Genomic DNA, 16,663 nt, shown 5'->3' with positions numbered 1-16,663 from the left:
TTTTAGCGGGTAAAGAATAACACGCTCTAAAAATTAAACTTGTGCCAGAGCCGTTGACTGCGATTTAACCTGTGACGGAGACAACACTGCCGTGGGTTTACTGGTTGCTTTTCGAATAGGTGGTTTAGAATTGGTTACTTGTTTACCCAATTTAAATAAAATGGCCTGTCTCACTTCCTGTGGCTTGTAACCCGTTTTTACTTTTATGCGAATAAGCGGTACTCCGGCAGATTCTAACGCGCCATTTACAAACCAGTCTTTTTTGGCTTTGTGACCATTTTTACTGGCATTATTGACTAAATCGATTGCTGCAACAATCTTCAGGCTTTCTTTATCCAATAATACGTAATCAAGCTGTTTATTTTGCGCTTTAGCAAGTGCACTGCGACGCGACTTGTCATCGGTGCCCGGTTGAAAATCTAAAACATCAACCAACCTAACGCGACTTACAATTTTGTAGTCAGAGCCAATCGCTTTTTCCAGCAAATTTAAAAACGCCGTTTCTACCTGAGTAAATAACGATTTTTTTTGTGTAAACGGGTAAGGATTTCCCGAATGGGTAAATTTTGACGCAACAAATGCCGCCATAACCACTAACACTAGAATTAATAACGAAACAAGTTCCATAGATACTCCAAATCAAAACTTTGACGCAAACTTTTTTAAAATGAATTAAGCAATAAAAGTGCCAAAACTTTATTACTACATCGATTGGGTTTTATGGGAATTTTGTTGGCTTAACAGCGCTACTACTTGTTACTCGCGCAGATACTGGGTAAAATTCAAGATTCCGTTGTGCTCATTCGAATTTGGGGTTTGCCGACTCGCTCTGTTCGGTATCTAGATTGACGCAATAAAATAACAATAAATGGTGTTACTTATGCGCTTGGCTCGACTTTGCTTGTTTAAAATGACAAATAAAAACACGTTTAGTAAAAACGTACAAACTTTTGTTAGTTCAATAATCGCAGCTTCTTTTGTTGCGTTCACACCCGTGGCGGCTGTTTCGGCTAACACATTGCTTATTCTCTCAGACGACCTTAAGGTTTGTTCCAGTGAAAATCAACGTTTCTGTACGAAAGAAGGTAAAGAATCGTTTTCCGATGATGTAAAACAAAAAGCAATTTTTGATATTACCGATGAAGCACTGTTACGGGTTTCTGAGTATGCTTGGACTGAACAAGACGAGTTAAAGAAACAAGTTGCTGATATTCTAAAAGCGGTAAAACCTAAGTTTGAGAACAAAACACTAACTGAGCGCCAGTTTGTAAGAGCGCTGCGTGGTGTATCAATTGAAGTCGGCACAGAGACGGTTTCAGGTCGTGATATTTGGCAAAGTTTGTACGAATTTGAAAAGCGCAACTTATTCGATTTGTTAGAGCAAAAGCAGGCTGAAAGTCGCTCTAAACGCAAAAAAACCGAAGTTAACTGGGCGCAAAGCACAAACTTAGAGGCAACACTTGCTTACCAAAAGTTATTTGATTTAAGTGTTGAAATTTCAGGTCCTAAGCGCAAACCGCGTATTGCTGTAGTAACAGGCACAGATCGCGACCCTTATGCACGCGTTGACTATTATCTAGGGTTGTTTGAACAAATTGGTTTTGAAGCGACCTGGTTGCCAATTGATGCAGCAATGCAAACGGCGATTACGGCAAAAGAATATGAAAAGTCGTCTTGCGATAGCCTAGAAGAGTTCCAAATAAAGCGTTTAGCGAGCTTTCGCCGTGAAGTACTTTACCCAGATTTATATCGTCAGCAAGTAAGCGAATGCAAAAAGTCGTCGCCATTAATTGACACAATCAAGCGAATGGATGCGATTTATATTGCTGATGGTAGCCCGCTATTAAGTTACCACGCGTTTTACACGCCAACCGGTGCACCAAGTGAATCGCTTACAAAAATCATTGATATGTTTAATAAAAATGAAGTGTTAGTTGCGGTTGAAGGTGGCAGTGTAAATGCGATCACCAATGCTAGAAAACCACTTAGCATTTTGGCGGGCGCTGTTAATGAAATTAATACGATTGTGCCTATGTCTTTCGCATCTGGCCATGACGCATGTAGCTTAGGTGCTGATTGTATTGCACTTGAAAGCGAACGTGACTTTACAGTTGTTGAATCACCAATTCTACCATTACTACCGTTTGGTATTGTTGACACTCAAGTATCGAAACGCGGTAAACAATTACGCGGTCTACATGCTGCATTATTTAGTGATAATCAGCGTATATTTGGTTTAGATGATAAAACAGCTGTCGTTGTTACCAATCAAGATAATAACCTTGAGCTAGAAGTGATTGGCTCAGGCGGTATGTGGTTGTTTGAAGTAAACAGAGAGAATAATGAAGGTGGTGTACGCGAGTTTACAAGTCACTACTTTACACATGGTGATCATATTGCAATGCGCAGCGGTGGCGTTTCGGTGGAGTTCCCAAGTTGGAAGTATGCAACTCAGTTAAATGGGTCTCAGCCACAAGTAACTTCAGCACAGGCACTATCTCGTAACAACTTCTTCAAGTTGAACGAAATGATGTGTCAAACAGGTGCTAAGCAGGCACTTGGTAACGACCGAATTAATGAGCAAGACGTTAGTTTATCAATTGCACAAAGCAGTTCAGCATTGGCACGCTTAGGCGTAGCTAAAGTACGTGGCGGTGAGTTTAGAGTATGTTCGCTTTCGCAAGTTGCAAATAAGCTGACGGTTTCACCAAACCTATAACTTTGCGTGGTGAGCTATAACTTGAACTATAGTTACATATTATGAATAGCTCACTTTCAAGCTTTTGGGTAATCGCCCTTAACCGATTAATTGACCGCCTTGGCACAGGTAAAGCTGGGGCGGTCATTTTTGTTTTAATTCAATTAATTGCGTTAGCGGTAGCCTGCACTTATTACTATATCTCGTTAGGCGAAGTGCCTTGGTTAGAAGTTGTGGGCATGTTGGTATTTGCTTCAATTCTAGCGCCATTATTTATCATTTCTATTTTTGATATTAACCATCAATTGAGTGCTTCCAATCACTATATTGAAAGTGCTACCAAACAAGAAAAGCTGCTCAACCAAAGCCTAAAAGAAAACATTCGTCGTTTAAATAATGAAATTGACGACAGGAAATTGGCATTCCAAGCAAAGCGCCGAGCGATTGAAGAGTTGCGCCGAGAAATTGCTGAACGTAAACGGACACAACAAGAGCTAGATGAGCAAGAAGTGCTGTTGCGCTCAATTGTGGACTCATCTCCCGACTTATTTTATTACCGCGATAACTCAGGCCGCTTTGCTGGTTGCAACAGAATGTTTGAAGAGGTGATGGGGTTGTCGTCAGAACAACTTATTGGACGTCGCGCGGATGATATTTTTGGCAAAGGGTTAACACCATCGGTACTTAACACCGATAACGAAGTTCAGCAAAACCATGTTTCTGTCACGCTAGATGTAAGTTGCCAAGTTAATAAAGAATTACGCTGGTTTGAAATGCGTAAGGTACCGTTCTTTAATCCAAATAACGAATACATAGGCCTGCTGGGTTTTGGTCGAGATATCACTTCGCGTAAGCGCGCAGAGCAAGATCTCGAAACTGCATATAAAGACAAGGGTAAATTTATTGCAACCCTGAGCCATGAGTTACGTACACCACTTAACGGTATTGTTGGTTTAACTCGCATGCTACTTGATACCGAGTTAAACGATGATCAGCGCAGCTGGTGTAACACAGTATTTTCGAGTGCAGAAACCCTTGGCAATATATTCAACGACATAATCGACCTTGATAAGGTGGACCGAGAGCAATTAGACATTGCATGTGAGAGCGTCAATCTTGCTGATTTTCTCAATGACATCTTTAATTTTGGCGGCTTAATCGCACAACAGAAAGATCTTGAATTTAAAGTACACCAAGACGGCGTGTTTGATGTACATGTGGAAATCGACCCGACCCGTTTACGCCAGGTATTGTGGAATCTTATTAATAATGCGGTGAAGTTTACGCAGCAAGGAACCGTCACACTCGATTGTAAACGCGTCTATCGCGGTAACACATCTTATCTCGAAATTAGTGTGAGCGACACAGGTATTGGTATCGCCAAGGATGAGTTAAGCCGAATCTTCGATTTATACTATAAGGTGCCTGATTTATCAGGAGGCAACGCACTTGGCTCTGGAATTGGCTTAGCGGTGTCACGTGCACTTATTTTGGCTATGGAAGGCGATATCCATGTTGATAGTAATGAGGGAGAGGGCAGTACCTTTAGTATTGAAATTCCATTGTTATTAACCGAGCAGCCAGTGCAACAAGTTTATGATGGGCGCCCACTAAATATATTATTAGTAGAAGATGTGCCGCTTAACGCAGATATCGCAATTAACTTGCTAGAGCAGCGTGGTCACGATGTGATTTGGGCGGAAACAGGTGAAGATGCACTTTCGTTTATTGAAACCGAAGATGATCTAGATTTAGTGCTGCTCGATATGCAATTGCCCGACATCAATGGCGACCAAGTGGCGCGAATTGTGCGTTCACGTGAAGAGTTTGACCATTTACCATTAGTTGCATTAACCGCAAACGTGCGCCGCGCTGAGGAAGATTTAGCAGGCGTTACTATGCAAGGATCATTGGCTAAGCCGATTAATACACGAAAGCTTGATGGAGTACTTGCAGAATTATTCCCTCATTCAACCAAAGAGGTTGAATTAGAAGACAAGAGTTTCGATAAAAAATCTACGCTGATTACAACACAGGATAGTGAATTACTGGATGTTGAAACATTAGAAGATTTTGTTGAGTCTATGGGCGCTCAGTCTTTCTTACGTGGTGTGCAGTTGTTTGAAAAGCTATGGCCAAATTACTTAAAAGAGCTGGAACAAGCCCTTGAGCATAAGCAATACAGTGAATACAAATCAGTTGCTCATAAACTAAAAGGTGCGGCAGGCTCAGTGGCTTTAAAAGTAGTGCAACAGCTCGCGAAGCGAATGGAAGACAATGCTGAAACTGCTGAGGATAGCCAATTAGCACAGTGGTTGATTGAATTAGTTTCAGATATAGAAAAAGGGCTTAAAGCCCTTCATCAAGTATTGGATTTAGCTGATTAACTAATTAGTCAATCTTACCAATAAAGCGGTAACCTTCACCATGAATTGTGCTGATAAGCTCTGGTGTGTTTGCTTCGCTTTCGAAATGCTTACGAATACGGCGAATCGTTACATCTACTGTTCTGTCATTAGCGCGTAATTCACGGCCTGTCATGTGCTTGATTAGCTGATCGCGGCTAAAGATACGACCCGGAGCGTCAAGCATTAAACGTAATGCGCGATATTCACCTTTAGGTAAGCGCTTAACGTCACCTGTTGGCGAAGTTAAACAACGGCTATTTTCATCAAGTTCCCAGCCATTAAAGGTAAGAAGGCCAGAACTATTGCTTTCGATTTCGTCGCCATTTGAGTTAGTGCGCGTTAAAAGGTTACGTGCACGAATTGTCAACTCGCGTGGGTTGAATGGTTTGGTAATGTAATCGTCTGCACCAATTTCTAGACCAAGAATACGATCTACGTCGTTGTCACGACCAGTTAAAAAGATAAGACCAATATTACGTTGCTGACGAATTTCGCGTGCTAAGATTAAGCCGTTTTTCCCTGGCAGATTGATGTCCATGATCACCAAGTTAATATCATCATTTTGTGAAATACGCTCGTGCATTTCTTCACCGTCAATGGCTTCTAGCACTTTGTAGCCCTCAGCTTCAAATAAGCTGACAAGATTTAACCTAGTTACGTCTTCATCTTCGACGATTAAAATCACAGGCGTTTGCATTCTTATTTAACCCTTATAGGTAAATTAAAATTATTTTCAGTAACTACTTACATTTTAGGATTATAGGGGCTAACACATTAGTAAACAAGTTTTCACGACTAGTGAAAGGGTACATTTGTGAGCTTAGGGGGGATTTTGCAATAATTTGTCGAAGTTAAGGTTTATGATGCGGATTTTTAGCGTATTGCTTGATAAATTATGCGCACTATTTGCCATGTCATAACCAAGCATTGCATCGTTCTCAAACATAGACATTAGTCGAGTGCTCGCTTAAATAAGCGCGTTTAACAGAATTAAAATGCTGCGTTTTTGTGTTGATTTATCGCTTGACGTTAACACGAGTTTGTTGCACATAAATTGATCGCGCTAATAAGTCTAACTAAAAACCAGAATGCAACTTGTTATCACACACTCAGGTTATTTAATAAGATGCTACTTTTGCTAATGCCAATAAACGTGCATTAAAACTAATGATGTTTTCGTCTAACTTGGTTTGGTTTATGTGCATACGTATTTTCTTTTGTTCTTGCACTAATGCCATCAGGGCGCCTGCGCTTAACGTTGATTCTTGTTCGCCAACGGTAATTGTGTGATTCGTTATTTTCTCTAAATAGCGGTCGGTATTTTTAATGTCTTTTGATAAGTATAAATACGAGCACTGTTTTAGTTTATCTAAATCTAAGGTGTCAATAACCTGCAGGGAAAAGTTAAGCCTTTGACGTAGCACCTGCTGTTGCGCATTGATCAATTCACCAACAGGGCCTAATTGTTCAGCAAAACAAAAAGTTATTTCGTAAGGTTTATGATTTGGATCTGTGTAGCGTACGAAAGAAGGAATTTGCATTAAGTAGGCCGCCCGCAATTGCTCCGCGGTTTTGGCTGATACAAATGAGCTGAATAATCCAATAATAACAAGCAGTAGTAAACGCATTACTGAACTCCTTGTTTGATTGGTAATTCAATTACGAAATGCGCACCAGTTTGTACTTCGGTATCGAGTTTAATACTGCCATCAAGCGCTTGGGTTACCAAGTTATAAACTAAATGCAAACCAAGGCCACTGCCACCTTCGCCACGGCGTGTTGTAACAAACGGGTCGAAAATACGATTGCGAATACTAATTGGCACACCATGACCATCGTCTTGGTAGTCAATTATCGTAGCATGTTCGTTTGCCGATACCGTTATGACAATATTACCTTGCTGCTCGGGGCCAAATGCATGGATTAAACTATTGCTAATCAGATTTTCAATAATTTGCTGAATAATTGGCGGCTTTGTCCAAATTTCAAGGTGTGTATCACCTTCAATACTTACCTGGTGTGGGAATTTGGTTAATTCACTGCTAAGTGTAGTAATGACCTGATTAATAAAATCGTGAAGGTGGATTAATTTATCTTCTTGCGTTTCGTGGGTAACAGCAAGTTGCTTAAAGCTTGAAACCAGTTCAGCAGCGCGATTTAAATTACGGTAAATCAAATCTAAGTTTTCAACACCATCTTCAATAAAGCGGCTCATATGAGATGACGTAAGGGTTTTATTTTCGAAATTAACTCTAAGCTCTTCAAGTTTGTCTTTTAGCAAAGTAGAGCCAGTAATACCCAATCCAAGCGGGGTATTTACTTCGTGTGCAACGCCAGCAACCATTTGCCCAAGCGATGCCATTTTTTCGTTTTCGACAATTTTTGTTTGGTACTGGTGCATTCGCTCAAGCGTGCTGAGCAGTTCTTGGTTGGCCTCCTTTAAGGCCTCAGTACGCTGGTTAACTTTCTGTTCAAGGTTTTGGTTTAACAGTCTTATTTCTTGCTCATCTTTTTTCTGACGTTCTAACTGCGCTAGCGTTCTGGCAAATAAGGTATTGATGCTCTTAGCCAACAAATCAAGCTCAGTAATTTTGGCAGTAGGTACAATGACATCGTAATTTTTGTTTTTTGAGACATCTTTAACCACTGTACTGAGTGCTTCAATCGGACGTGAAAAACGACGCTGAAAGGTGAGCGTTATCAGTAATACAGAAAGTAAAATTACAACGCCGACAACAACATCAACTGAAATTCTATTTTTTAGCGCTTCTTGAATCGGCGCATCGGTTCCCAGTATATACACATAACCGTCAATTTTAGGGTTAGCACTAATTACATTATCGTTGTCATCGGTTCTAATTGGGTAAATTACTTCAATATTATCGCCATCGATATTTGAGCTTACTCGGTTAGTGAGCTTTTTGACTTTTGAAGCTATAGGAGGGTTTTCACCAGTGTTGTAGGTTGCGAAAAGTGAGATTGCACCACTAAACTCATCCACTTGATAAATGTGAATGTTTTTAATGTAATCAATCTTTTCATAGGCTTTTAACTGCTTTTGCATTTCGTCTTGATCGAGAAATACTACAGGCACATAAGCATTAAAAGAGATAATGCCGGCAATCGTATTTAGCTCTTCAATCAGATTCTTTTTCTGATTAGAGACGTCTAATACTGTACTTACGATAACCGAAAGCAATATGCTTAAAGAGGTGATGACAATCACCGCACGGCTTAACGCCTTTCTAATTGTTATTGTTTTATGATTATTTTGCATATGGCATTAAGTTTTCAGGGTTAATTTTATATTACTGAGCGCCATCACGTTAAGCAAATTTATTAAATACGCAAGAATATAAATTGGCGCTATTGCAAGTTTAGACGTTAATTTGGTGGATAATCAATAAGGTTATGGAAAATAACAGTTTGGCATTGTGGCAAATATATCAAACAGCGAGATTTAGTCAGTTTTCGCTCGACTTGCGGTCTAACCGTGTTTTAGTCGTTTTGAGTGTTTGGAATGCGCACGGAAAAACCTGCTCAGCCATGCAAAATCGCAAACTAGCGGCCTTTGTTGCTGCGCTACTTAGAAAGCGAGGAGTTCAGTTTCAAACCCTTTGGGGCGGCTCAGAGAATATGTGCTATCGCGAATTAACTTTTGCTTTTTATGTAAGTAATACAAACGATGCGTATGCCTTTGCAAGACTCGCTAAGCAAAAGGCGTTTTATATTGTGAAAAATCGCAAACTTACCTTATGTGCGACAAATAAACGCTATTTTCCAAAAACGCTTGGCAACGTAAAAGAATATTTGGTTGCTGTGCCGAAAAGGCAGTTAATCTATGCTAGTAATCAGGCAATTGCTGAATAAATCGTGAATTTTTTGTTGTCTTTTAGTTTGCTGAAGTCACCAAACTCATCACGCAATGCATCGGCATAGGGTAAAAAGCTGTTAGCAACAATAAGCAATTCACCGCGTTTATTTAAACGCTTTTTTGCATCTGCGATAAACAGTTGGGTGATGTCGTAGTTAGTTGAAAGACCTGTATGAAATGGTGGATTAGAGGCAATATAGTCAAATTTTGCATCAATTGATGAAATACCATCAGCCAGTTTTAATTCTGCATGTACCCCATTTTTGGCAAAGGTCAGCTCTGCAGCTGCCAATGCAAGTGCACTTACGTCTGATGCAATAATCTTACATTCAGCATAATGCTTGGCTAAAAATGTAGAAATAACACCACAGCCGGTTGCAAAGTCTAGAAGTGTTTTAGGCTTGTTTAGCTTAATTGTTTCAAGCAGCAACTCTGTACCTTTATCAAGTTCGCCGTGGCTAAATACGCCAGGTAAAGTTACTAAGCTAAGCGGTGTTCCCGCAACATTGATTTCAAACTGTTTTGCGTAGCTGGCTATTTGGAAATCAGGGTTAACGGTTAAACCTGTGAACTGAAACAAACTGCAATGACGAGCAGAGTCGACTTTACGGGAAAATTGCGCATCTGCTTTAAGTTGTTTTACAACAGACTTAACACCACCTTTGTTTTCACCAACTACCAATAAGCGTGTTGACTCTGTACTGATAGCACGAATGTTATCAAGCAACATTTGCGCTTCAGCTTTTGCTTTCGGATAGTAAAAAATTACCAAATCGAATTGCTTTTTAGGCAAGCTAGCTGCAATTATTTGTTCAAAATTATCGTTTTGAAATTGGGTTCTGTTGGTCAATATGCTGGTAAACCCGGTGACAGATGCGTTCGGGTACAGGTCGCACAGCTGCTCAGCAAAGCCATCGTTTACATGGTTTACTAATAAAACAGATTCGGCTTCTAAGTATTCTTGATTGCGAATTAATACTTGGCTGGCAGCTGATAGCATAGTGTTATACCTTTCTTTCGAACATTAAGTCCCAAACACCATGGCCTAATCGGTGGCCGCGCTGTTCGAATTTAGTCAATGGACGGTCGTCCGGACGCGGTACGTAATCGTTAGTTTCTGATTGATTTTGGAACTTTTCAGCCGCAGTCATCACTTCTAACATGTGCTCAGCGTAGTTTTCCCAGTCAGTTGCCATGTGGAAAACACCACCGATTTTAAGTTTGCTGCGCAGGTTTTCAACGAATTCAGGTTGCACAATACGACGTTTGTGGTGGCGCTTTTTATGCCATGGATCAGGGAAAAATAACTGTAACTTAGCGAGTGAACCATCGGCAATACAGTCGGCAAGTACTTCAACTGCATCGTGCTCATAAACACGCAAGTTTGTTACGCCGGCTTCGCTTGCATCCATTAAACATGCACCTACACCTGGGCGGTGAACTTCAATACCGATAAAGTTTGTATCTGGCGCATTTTTTGCCATTTCAACTAAAGACTTACCCATACCAAAGCCAATCTCAAGCACAACTGGGTTGTCATTGCCAAACACTTTGGTGAAATCAAGCAGGCCGTCTTGGTGGTTTAATCCCATAGTCGTCCAGTTATCTTCAAGTGCTTTCGCTTGCCCTTTGGTTAAACGACCTTCGCGTTTTACAAAGCTGCGAACTTTACGAATGTATTTACCTTCTTGTTCTGCTTGCTCTAAAGCAGTTTTAGATGTATCGCTCATATCTCACCGACGTTGAAAATTTGGTGGCGTATTATCCCCGCAACTTGCTTTTAGCTCAAGTAATCGAACGCCTTTTTTATAATAAATAGCAACAATTCCTTGAATTTTCAGTTTGCCTTTATAGACTGGCGACGATTTTGATGAAATCTATTTAGGGTCGTGCGTGAAAATAGAAAAGAAAGAAAGAGAGTGGTTTTCTAACCAAGTGGTTGAATGGTATCACTTATATGGTCGAAAAACGCTGCCATGGCAACTCGGCAAAACGCCATATAAAGTATGGGTGTCGGAAATTATGCTGCAGCAAACCCAAGTGATAACGGTTATTCCATATTTCGAACGCTTTATGGCAAGCTTTCCTACAGTGCAGGATTTAGCGCAAGCAGACGAAGATCAAGTACTACATCATTGGACTGGTTTAGGATATTACGCACGTGCTCGCAACTTGCATAAAGCTGCAAAGATTATTGTTGAGAAATACAACGGGCAATTTCCAGAAAAAATTGATGAAGTTATTGCATTGCCAGGCATTGGCCGTTCTACTGCGGGCGCTATTTTGTCACTATCACTTGGCCAACATCATCCGATTTTAGATGGCAATGTTAAGCGCGTATTGGCGCGCTTTTTTATGGTGTCAGGTTGGTATGGTGAAAAGAAAGTAGAAACCTTATTGTGGCAGCTTTCAGATCAAGTGACACCAAAAGGCAATGTTGTTGAGTTTAATCAGGCGATGATGGACTTAGGAGCCAGTCTTTGCTCTCGTACCAAGTTTGATTGCGACCCTTGCCCATTAGTTGATAAATGTGGCGCACATAATGCGGAACGCGTAAAAGAGTTCCCGAACCCAAAACCGAAAAAAACAAATCCAACTAAGTCCTGCCTAATGGCAATTGTTAAAGTAAATAACCAAGTGCTAATGGAAAAGCGTCCATCATCGGGTATTTGGGGTGGGCTATTTGGCTTTTTTGAATTTGCTAACGAAAGTGAATTAGAAAATTGGTTGTTAAGCAATGGGTTGGCAGGTGAAAAAACATATCTAGATGAGTTTAAACATATGTTTAGTCATTTTAATTTAATGATTACACCTGTTGTGATTGACGTTACTAAGCTGCCATTGAATGTCGCTGAAAAAGAGGTTTTGGCGTATAACTTAACGCAGCCACAAGAAGTGGGGCTTGCTACGCCTACAAAGAAAATAATTAAAACTTTAACCAGAAAAGGGTAAACTGAAAACAAAGTTTACAGTGAGATTGATTATGACACGTACCGTTTTTTGTCAAAAGCTACAAAAAGAAGCAGATGGCTTAGATTTTCAACTTTACCCAGGTGATGTGGGTGAACGCATCTTTAATAACATTAGCAAAGAAGCATGGGCTCAGTGGCAACACAAGCAAACTATGCTAATTAATGAAAAACATCTGAATATGATGGACCCAGAACATCGTGGGTTTTTAGAGGAGCAAATGGTTGGCTTCTTGTTTGAAAACAAAGATGTTGAAATTGAAGGTTACAAACCGGTAGAAAAATAAAAAGGCGCCAATTGGCGCCTTTTTTGATTTTTGTTCGCTGCTTTTATTCGTTATTCAGGCTATTTTTCAAATAGTCATGGATAAACTCATTCGCTTCAAAGAAGCTGCGTTCAAGCTCATCAGCGTAATGTGTTAAGGTTACGCTAGCGATGTCTCTTTCTTGATTAACAAGTGTTTCAATCGCTTGAGCTGCATTGGCAACGCTCACTGCGCCAATGGTTTGTGCTGTTGATTTTAATTGATGTGCGAGCTTACCTGCTTGCTCTACATCTTCTTGTTTTAACGCACGTGAAATATCAAACGCGAGATCTTGCCCGTGTTTAGCAAACATATCTAAATAATGTTGATGTTGCTGTACATCATTTCCAACATAACTGATTAACTTTTCAATTAAAATAGGTGTGGCAGTGGTTTGTGCTTGTCCTTGCGGAAGCCATTTATCCATTAGCTCTTCAAGTACATTTAGCTCAACTGGTTTAGTAATGTAGTCGTTCATGCCGCCTTCAATACACTTTTCTCGCTCACCTTTTAGGGCATTAGCAGTAACTGCAACTATGGTAGTCGCAGTTTTTAGGTCTTTACGATACGGAGACTCTTGTCTAATTTTACGCGCTAAATCATAACCAGACATTTTAGGCATATGTAAATCGGTTAATACAAACTCGTACTGGCCGTTTTTCCACATGTCAAAACCTTCTTCACCATTCGAAGCAATATCTACACTGTAACCAAGTAAGTTAAGCTGGTCGCAAATCACTTGTTGGTTCATTAAATTATCTTCAACTAATAATACTTGGCAATGCCCTTTGCTTTGGTGATTCGTTAACGGGCTAATTTGTTTTTTAGTATTAATAACTTTAGGAGACTGCAACCCAGCAGCAATTAACAATGAATTAAAAAAGGCTGTTTTACACAGCGGCATTGCTGAAAGGTAAAATAGGTTGTTTAAATTTAGTTTGGCTTCGGTTAAGCGGCCTAAAACAATTGCTTGCTGTTTATGCTCTTCTAAGTTGTAGGCAATTTTACGTAGCAGCTTATTTGCTTCATCCATGTCATGTGTGCCATCAAGCACCCAGATCAGACCCTGTTTAGTTTGCCATTCGGCAAGCTCATCAGATATTTGATTGAACGGTGTTACCTGTGCCCCTAAATAGCTTAGGTAAGATTGTAAGCGCTGCTTATTAATGTCTGTTGGGCTAAAGAGTGCAATTTGACGCTTTTGTAAACGTCCGCGGTTACCTTTTTTCGCTTCTGAATCTTTGGTGAAAGGAATGCTCACAATAAACTCACTGCCAAGACCAAGCTCAGAACTAACGCGAATGGTGCCGTACATTAATTCCGTTAAGCTTTTACAAATTGAAAGGCCTAAGCCAGTACCGCCATATTCACGAGTGATGCTCTCTTCAGCTTGGCTAAAGGGTTGGAAAATACGCGCAAGTTGCGTTTTATCCATGCCTTTACCGTTATCGCTAATAATAAAATCGATAGTATCGAAATCATGGCTATTTGAGGCAAGTTTGGCTTCAATAGACACTTGTCCTTGCATATCACTATTTGTTTGCGTGAATTTAATTGCGTTTGAACACAGGTTATATATTACTTGGCGCACGCGCACGGCATCACCAAGCACAGATTCTGGGATTTCAGGGTCGATAAATAACGAAAGTTCCAAATCACTCTTGTGTGCGATAGAGCTCATTACTTTTGCAACTTCTTCAACAACATTAACAACACTAAATGGTTTGTTTTCAACCGTTAGTTTGCCAGCTTCAATTTTAGAAAAGTCTAAAATGTCGTCCAAAATTCCTAACAGCGAAAAAGCAGATTCACGAATAATGCTACTAAGCCTGTGCTGAGAGCCCGTTAAGGTTGTATTGCGTAATAAATCAATGGTGCCAATGACACCATTCATTGGTGTACGTATTTCGTGGCTCATGGTTGCGAGAAACGTTGTTTTAGCTTCGCTTGCACGCTCAGCAACTTTAATTGCTTTTTCTAGTTCTTGGGTGCGCGCAACTACCTGATGCTCAAGGCTAGATTGTAAGTCTTGTAAATCGTTTTCAGCCTTTATATGTAATTGCTCGCTCTTGTTTACCGCATCAAGTAGCAAGTTAACGCGCTCAGCAGTGGGGGCAAGACCTAACCCGATATTTGTATCGACGCGAAGTTGATAATCACCTTTTTCAGTAATGACGCTAATTTCTTTATCTAGCTTTTCTGTATTCGAGATGATTTTTCGTGAAAGTGCGGTCGGTAAAAAGGTAAAACAAAAAATGCCGCTTAAAATAGCTAATGCTGTCCAAAGGTATGCTGCGGTTGGCGAAGTAACGGTATTTATGATTTGTGATGGTTTTTTGTATTCGATAACAAGTAAGCCATGGTTCTTTCCTGCAAGGGTTAATTTTTGGCTTACGGTAATGGCGTTATCTGTTTCGATTGCGGCGGTTTTGTTTTCAGGGTTTGAAAAGTTGCCACCAGTTTTACTGATTAGCTGTAACTCGTCACGTTTTAAGTTGTAAAGGTAGTAATCAATTCCTTTATCTACGGATTTTAGAGAATGAAGAATTTGAATCGCATTATTAAAACCAAATCGGGTGATGGCATCAACCAATGGTCTATCGACTTTATCTGCAATGGTTTGAATATCGAGTTTGGTGTAGCTGGAGAGTTGTGGTTCGTTAGTTTGTATTTTGGAAAAGCTGTTTATTGCCATATATAACGATGCGGCAAAAATTATAAAAACAGTGGCATTAATTGTATGAATAGCTTTTAGCGATAAAAACTTGTTAGTAAGCATTTTAAAACCTTACTCCAGTTATAGGGGCTTCTTTGGATATTATTGTTGCTTTATTTGTACAAGGCCAAAAAATTATGTTCTTGACCCAATTACTAGTACAAAATACCGATAAATCTTACTATTACATACGAACTTAGCAAAGTGAATTCATTTGTAGTGCTTTGTTTGTGTTCAATTTGGCGGATAAGTGTGCAAACGAAAATGAATGTTGAAAAAAGTGTTGACTTGAAGCGGTAAAACCCGTTTAATACGCCGCACGCCCAGACAGGCAGAACGCAAAAGCAAGATGCAAGTAGCGCTCAAATGTTTAGTAAAATTAGTTTTACGTAATGCCCAAGTAGCTCAGTCGGTAGAGCAATTTGGAATAGCATTGAAAATCCTTTTTAGGTTTTCTATTTTACCGAATTAAAAAGCCCAGATAGCTCAGTCGGTAGAGCAGAGGATTGAAAATCCTCGTGTCGGTGGTTCGATTCCGCCTCTGGGCACCATCTTTTAAAGATGACCAGTTTTAGTGTGCCTGCTTAGCTCAGTTGGTAGAGCAACTGACTTGTAATCAGTAGGTCGCCAGTTCGACTCCGGCAGCAGGCACCATTTATTTGCTCGTAAGAGTGTACTTTAGCAGTGCTAAAATAGCTAATGCATTAAAGCGCCCAGATAGCTCAGTCGGTAGAGCAGAGGATTGAAAATCCTCGTGTCGGTGGTTCGATTCCGCCTCTGGGCACCATCTTTTAAAGATGACCAGTTTTAGTGTGCCTGCTTAGCTCAGTTGGTAGAGCAACTGACTTGTAATCAGTAGGTCGCCAGTTCGACTCCGGCAGCAGGCACCATTTATTTACTCGCAAGAGTGTACTTTAGCAGTACTAAAACAGCTAATGCATTAAAGTATCCAAATAGTTCTTTGATAGAGTAATTTGGATTTGTATTGAAAATCCTTATTTTGATTTTTTATACAATTAAAGCGCCCAGATAGCTCAGTCGGTAGAGCAGAGGATTGAAAATCCTCGTGTCGGTGGTTCGATTCCGCCTCTGGGCACCACTTATTCTGAAACCCTGACCTTTAGGTCGGGGTTTTTTTATGTCTGAAATTTCGTGTTTGGCGAAATCTCATTATACCAATTGCATTAATTGATAGGTCACTTATTGCGACAGAGAAACGGTTCATAAACAAGGCGAAAAATTTAACATGTAGTTGTTCTACATAAGAATTTTTTAACGCAGTTAATGAGGCGTTTAACTCGCTAGAATGACAAAGTAGTTAATAAAATTGGTACGAGTTCGATGAGAAAATACCTCCTTGTATTTTCCAAGCCATGCTGCGCATGTTCAAAATTGTTCCTGACAATTGTGTCCGCCTCAATTGCTGAGTACCACTTATTTTAAGTTCCTATCTGTATTTATTTTTTCTTTTAACTTATGTCTTTGTAAGTGACTGTTTTAAATTGACTTTAATCTCTTTTATCTATTGGCGACTAGTTCAATTCTCCATTTGCTTTTCTCGTACTCGATTAAGTTTTGACGGTTAGCCATAATGATCTTATTGGCAGGTGTTTCTGTATTAGCAATGAATGTAAGTCTATGTAAAGTTTATTGAGACACTTCTTAGACAATTACTAAACTATGATATTGAAGA

General features: G+C 40.0%; 12 protein-coding genes and 5 tRNA genes. 10 read left to right on the top strand and 7 right to left on the bottom strand.

The features are described 5' to 3' along the window. Positions 1-33: 33 nt before the first annotated feature. Positions 34-627: a DUF2726 domain-containing protein gene (locus L1068_RS16380; RefSeq protein WP_237131108.1), complete on the bottom strand. Its 594-nt coding sequence runs from the start codon at positions 625-627 to the stop codon at positions 34-36. Positions 628-910: 283 nt separating this feature from the next. Here L1068_RS16380 and L1068_RS16375 point away from each other — a divergent pair, with 283 nt between their 5' ends. Both L1068_RS16375 and L1068_RS16370 read left to right on the top strand, forming a co-directional pair. Further along, positions 911-2,719 (top strand): hypothetical protein, encoded by a 1,809-nt coding sequence (locus tag L1068_RS16375; protein ID WP_237131107.1) that lies wholly within the window; start codon positions 911-913, stop codon positions 2,717-2,719. A gap of 41 nt (positions 2,720-2,760) precedes the next feature. Next, complete coding sequence (locus L1068_RS16370; protein ID WP_237131106.1) at positions 2,761-5,085, top strand: ATP-binding protein; 2,325 nt, start codon at positions 2,761-2,763, stop codon at positions 5,083-5,085. Between the two features lie 4 nt (positions 5,086-5,089). Here L1068_RS16370 and arcA read toward each other — a convergent pair whose 3' ends face one another. From arcA to L1068_RS16355, 3 genes are all read right to left on the bottom strand, one after another. Then, positions 5,090-5,803: a two-component system response regulator ArcA gene (gene arcA, locus L1068_RS16365; protein WP_237131105.1), complete on the bottom strand. Its 714-nt coding sequence runs from the start codon at positions 5,801-5,803 to the stop codon at positions 5,090-5,092. A 421-nt stretch (positions 5,804-6,224) separates the two neighbouring features. Then, positions 6,225-6,734, bottom strand: coding sequence for a YfiR family protein (locus tag L1068_RS16360; RefSeq protein WP_237131104.1), 510 nt, complete (start codon positions 6,732-6,734; stop codon positions 6,225-6,227). After that, positions 6,734-8,383: an ATP-binding protein gene (locus L1068_RS16355; protein ID WP_237131103.1), complete on the bottom strand. Its 1,650-nt coding sequence runs from the start codon at positions 8,381-8,383 to the stop codon at positions 6,734-6,736. Before L1068_RS16355 ends, L1068_RS16360 begins: the two co-directional genes overlap by 1 nt. 134 nt (positions 8,384-8,517) lie before the next feature. On the opposite strand from L1068_RS16355, the gene L1068_RS16350 reads away from it, so the two are divergent. Further along, entirely contained in the window at positions 8,518-8,976 is a 459-nt protein-coding gene (locus L1068_RS16350; RefSeq protein ID WP_237131102.1) for a hypothetical protein, read from the top strand. Here L1068_RS16350 and L1068_RS16345 read toward each other — a convergent pair. Together L1068_RS16345 and trmB are read right to left on the bottom strand one after the other, a co-directional pair. Then, positions 8,958-9,980, bottom strand: coding sequence for a methyltransferase (locus L1068_RS16345; RefSeq protein ID WP_237131101.1), 1,023 nt, complete (start codon positions 9,978-9,980; stop codon positions 8,958-8,960). The two genes, L1068_RS16350 and L1068_RS16345, sit on opposite strands and share 19 nt — an antisense overlap. 4 nt (positions 9,981-9,984) lie before the next feature. After that, entirely contained in the window at positions 9,985-10,710 is a 726-nt protein-coding gene (gene trmB / locus L1068_RS16340; RefSeq protein WP_237131100.1) for a tRNA (guanosine(46)-N7)-methyltransferase TrmB, read from the bottom strand. A 163-nt stretch (positions 10,711-10,873) separates the two neighbouring features. Here trmB and mutY point away from each other — a divergent pair, with 163 nt between their 5' ends. After that, positions 10,874-11,932: an A/G-specific adenine glycosylase gene (gene mutY / locus L1068_RS16335; protein WP_237131099.1), complete on the top strand. Its 1,059-nt coding sequence runs from the start codon at positions 10,874-10,876 to the stop codon at positions 11,930-11,932. A 31-nt stretch (positions 11,933-11,963) separates the two neighbouring features. Then, positions 11,964-12,236, top strand: a complete 273-nt coding sequence (locus L1068_RS16330) for an oxidative damage protection protein (RefSeq protein WP_237131098.1) — start codon at positions 11,964-11,966, stop codon at positions 12,234-12,236. Between the two features lie 43 nt (positions 12,237-12,279). On the opposite strand, the gene L1068_RS16325 is transcribed toward L1068_RS16330, so the two are convergent. Further along, positions 12,280-15,033: a hybrid sensor histidine kinase/response regulator gene (locus L1068_RS16325; RefSeq protein ID WP_237131097.1), complete on the bottom strand. Its 2,754-nt coding sequence runs from the start codon at positions 15,031-15,033 to the stop codon at positions 12,280-12,282. Positions 15,034-15,445: 412 nt separating this feature from the next. On the opposite strand from L1068_RS16325, the gene L1068_RS16320 reads away from it, so the two are divergent. The 5 genes from L1068_RS16320 (at position 15,446) to L1068_RS16300 (ending at position 16,069) form a co-directional block, all read left to right on the top strand. Next, a tRNA-Phe gene (locus tag L1068_RS16320) sits at positions 15,446-15,521 on the top strand. A 27-nt stretch (positions 15,522-15,548) separates the two neighbouring features. Next, a tRNA-Thr gene (locus L1068_RS16315) sits at positions 15,549-15,624 on the top strand. Positions 15,625-15,681: 57 nt separating this feature from the next. Next, positions 15,682-15,757: transfer RNA gene (locus L1068_RS16310), tRNA-Phe, on the top strand. A gap of 27 nt (positions 15,758-15,784) precedes the next feature. Next, a tRNA-Thr gene (locus L1068_RS16305) sits at positions 15,785-15,860 on the top strand. A gap of 133 nt (positions 15,861-15,993) precedes the next feature. After that, positions 15,994-16,069: transfer RNA gene (locus tag L1068_RS16300), tRNA-Phe, on the top strand. Positions 16,070-16,663 lie beyond the last annotated feature (594 nt).

It is taken from the genome of Pseudoalteromonas sp. MMG024 (assembly GCF_021654175.1).
Classification (GTDB): Bacteria; Pseudomonadota; Gammaproteobacteria; order Enterobacterales; family Alteromonadaceae; genus Pseudoalteromonas.
This window is presented reverse-complemented; position numbering and strand designations above follow the sequence as displayed.

Coding starts and splice junctions, on each gene's coding strand:
- L1068_RS16380 (WP_237131108.1), bottom strand. CDS start 627: ATGGAACTTGTTTCGTTATTAATTCTAGTGTTAGTGGTTATGGCGGCA.
- L1068_RS16375 (WP_237131107.1), top strand. CDS start 911: ATGACAAATAAAAACACGTTTAGTAAAAACGTACAAACTTTTGTTAGT.
- L1068_RS16370 (WP_237131106.1), top strand. CDS start 2,761: ATGAATAGCTCACTTTCAAGCTTTTGGGTAATCGCCCTTAACCGATTA.
- arcA (WP_237131105.1), bottom strand. CDS start 5,803: ATGCAAACGCCTGTGATTTTAATCGTCGAAGATGAAGACGTAACTAGG.
- L1068_RS16360 (WP_237131104.1), bottom strand. CDS start 6,734: ATGCGTTTACTACTGCTTGTTATTATTGGATTATTCAGCTCATTTGTA.
- L1068_RS16355 (WP_237131103.1), bottom strand. CDS start 8,383: ATGCAAAATAATCATAAAACAATAACAATTAGAAAGGCGTTAAGCCGT.
- L1068_RS16350 (WP_237131102.1), top strand. CDS start 8,518: ATGGAAAATAACAGTTTGGCATTGTGGCAAATATATCAAACAGCGAGA.
- L1068_RS16345 (WP_237131101.1), bottom strand. CDS start 9,980: ATGCTATCAGCTGCCAGCCAAGTATTAATTCGCAATCAAGAATACTTA.
- trmB (WP_237131100.1), bottom strand. CDS start 10,710: ATGAGCGATACATCTAAAACTGCTTTAGAGCAAGCAGAACAAGAAGGT.
- L1068_RS16330 (WP_237131098.1), top strand. CDS start 11,964: ATGACACGTACCGTTTTTTGTCAAAAGCTACAAAAAGAAGCAGATGGC.
- L1068_RS16325 (WP_237131097.1), bottom strand. CDS start 15,033: ATGCTTACTAACAAGTTTTTATCGCTAAAAGCTATTCATACAATTAAT.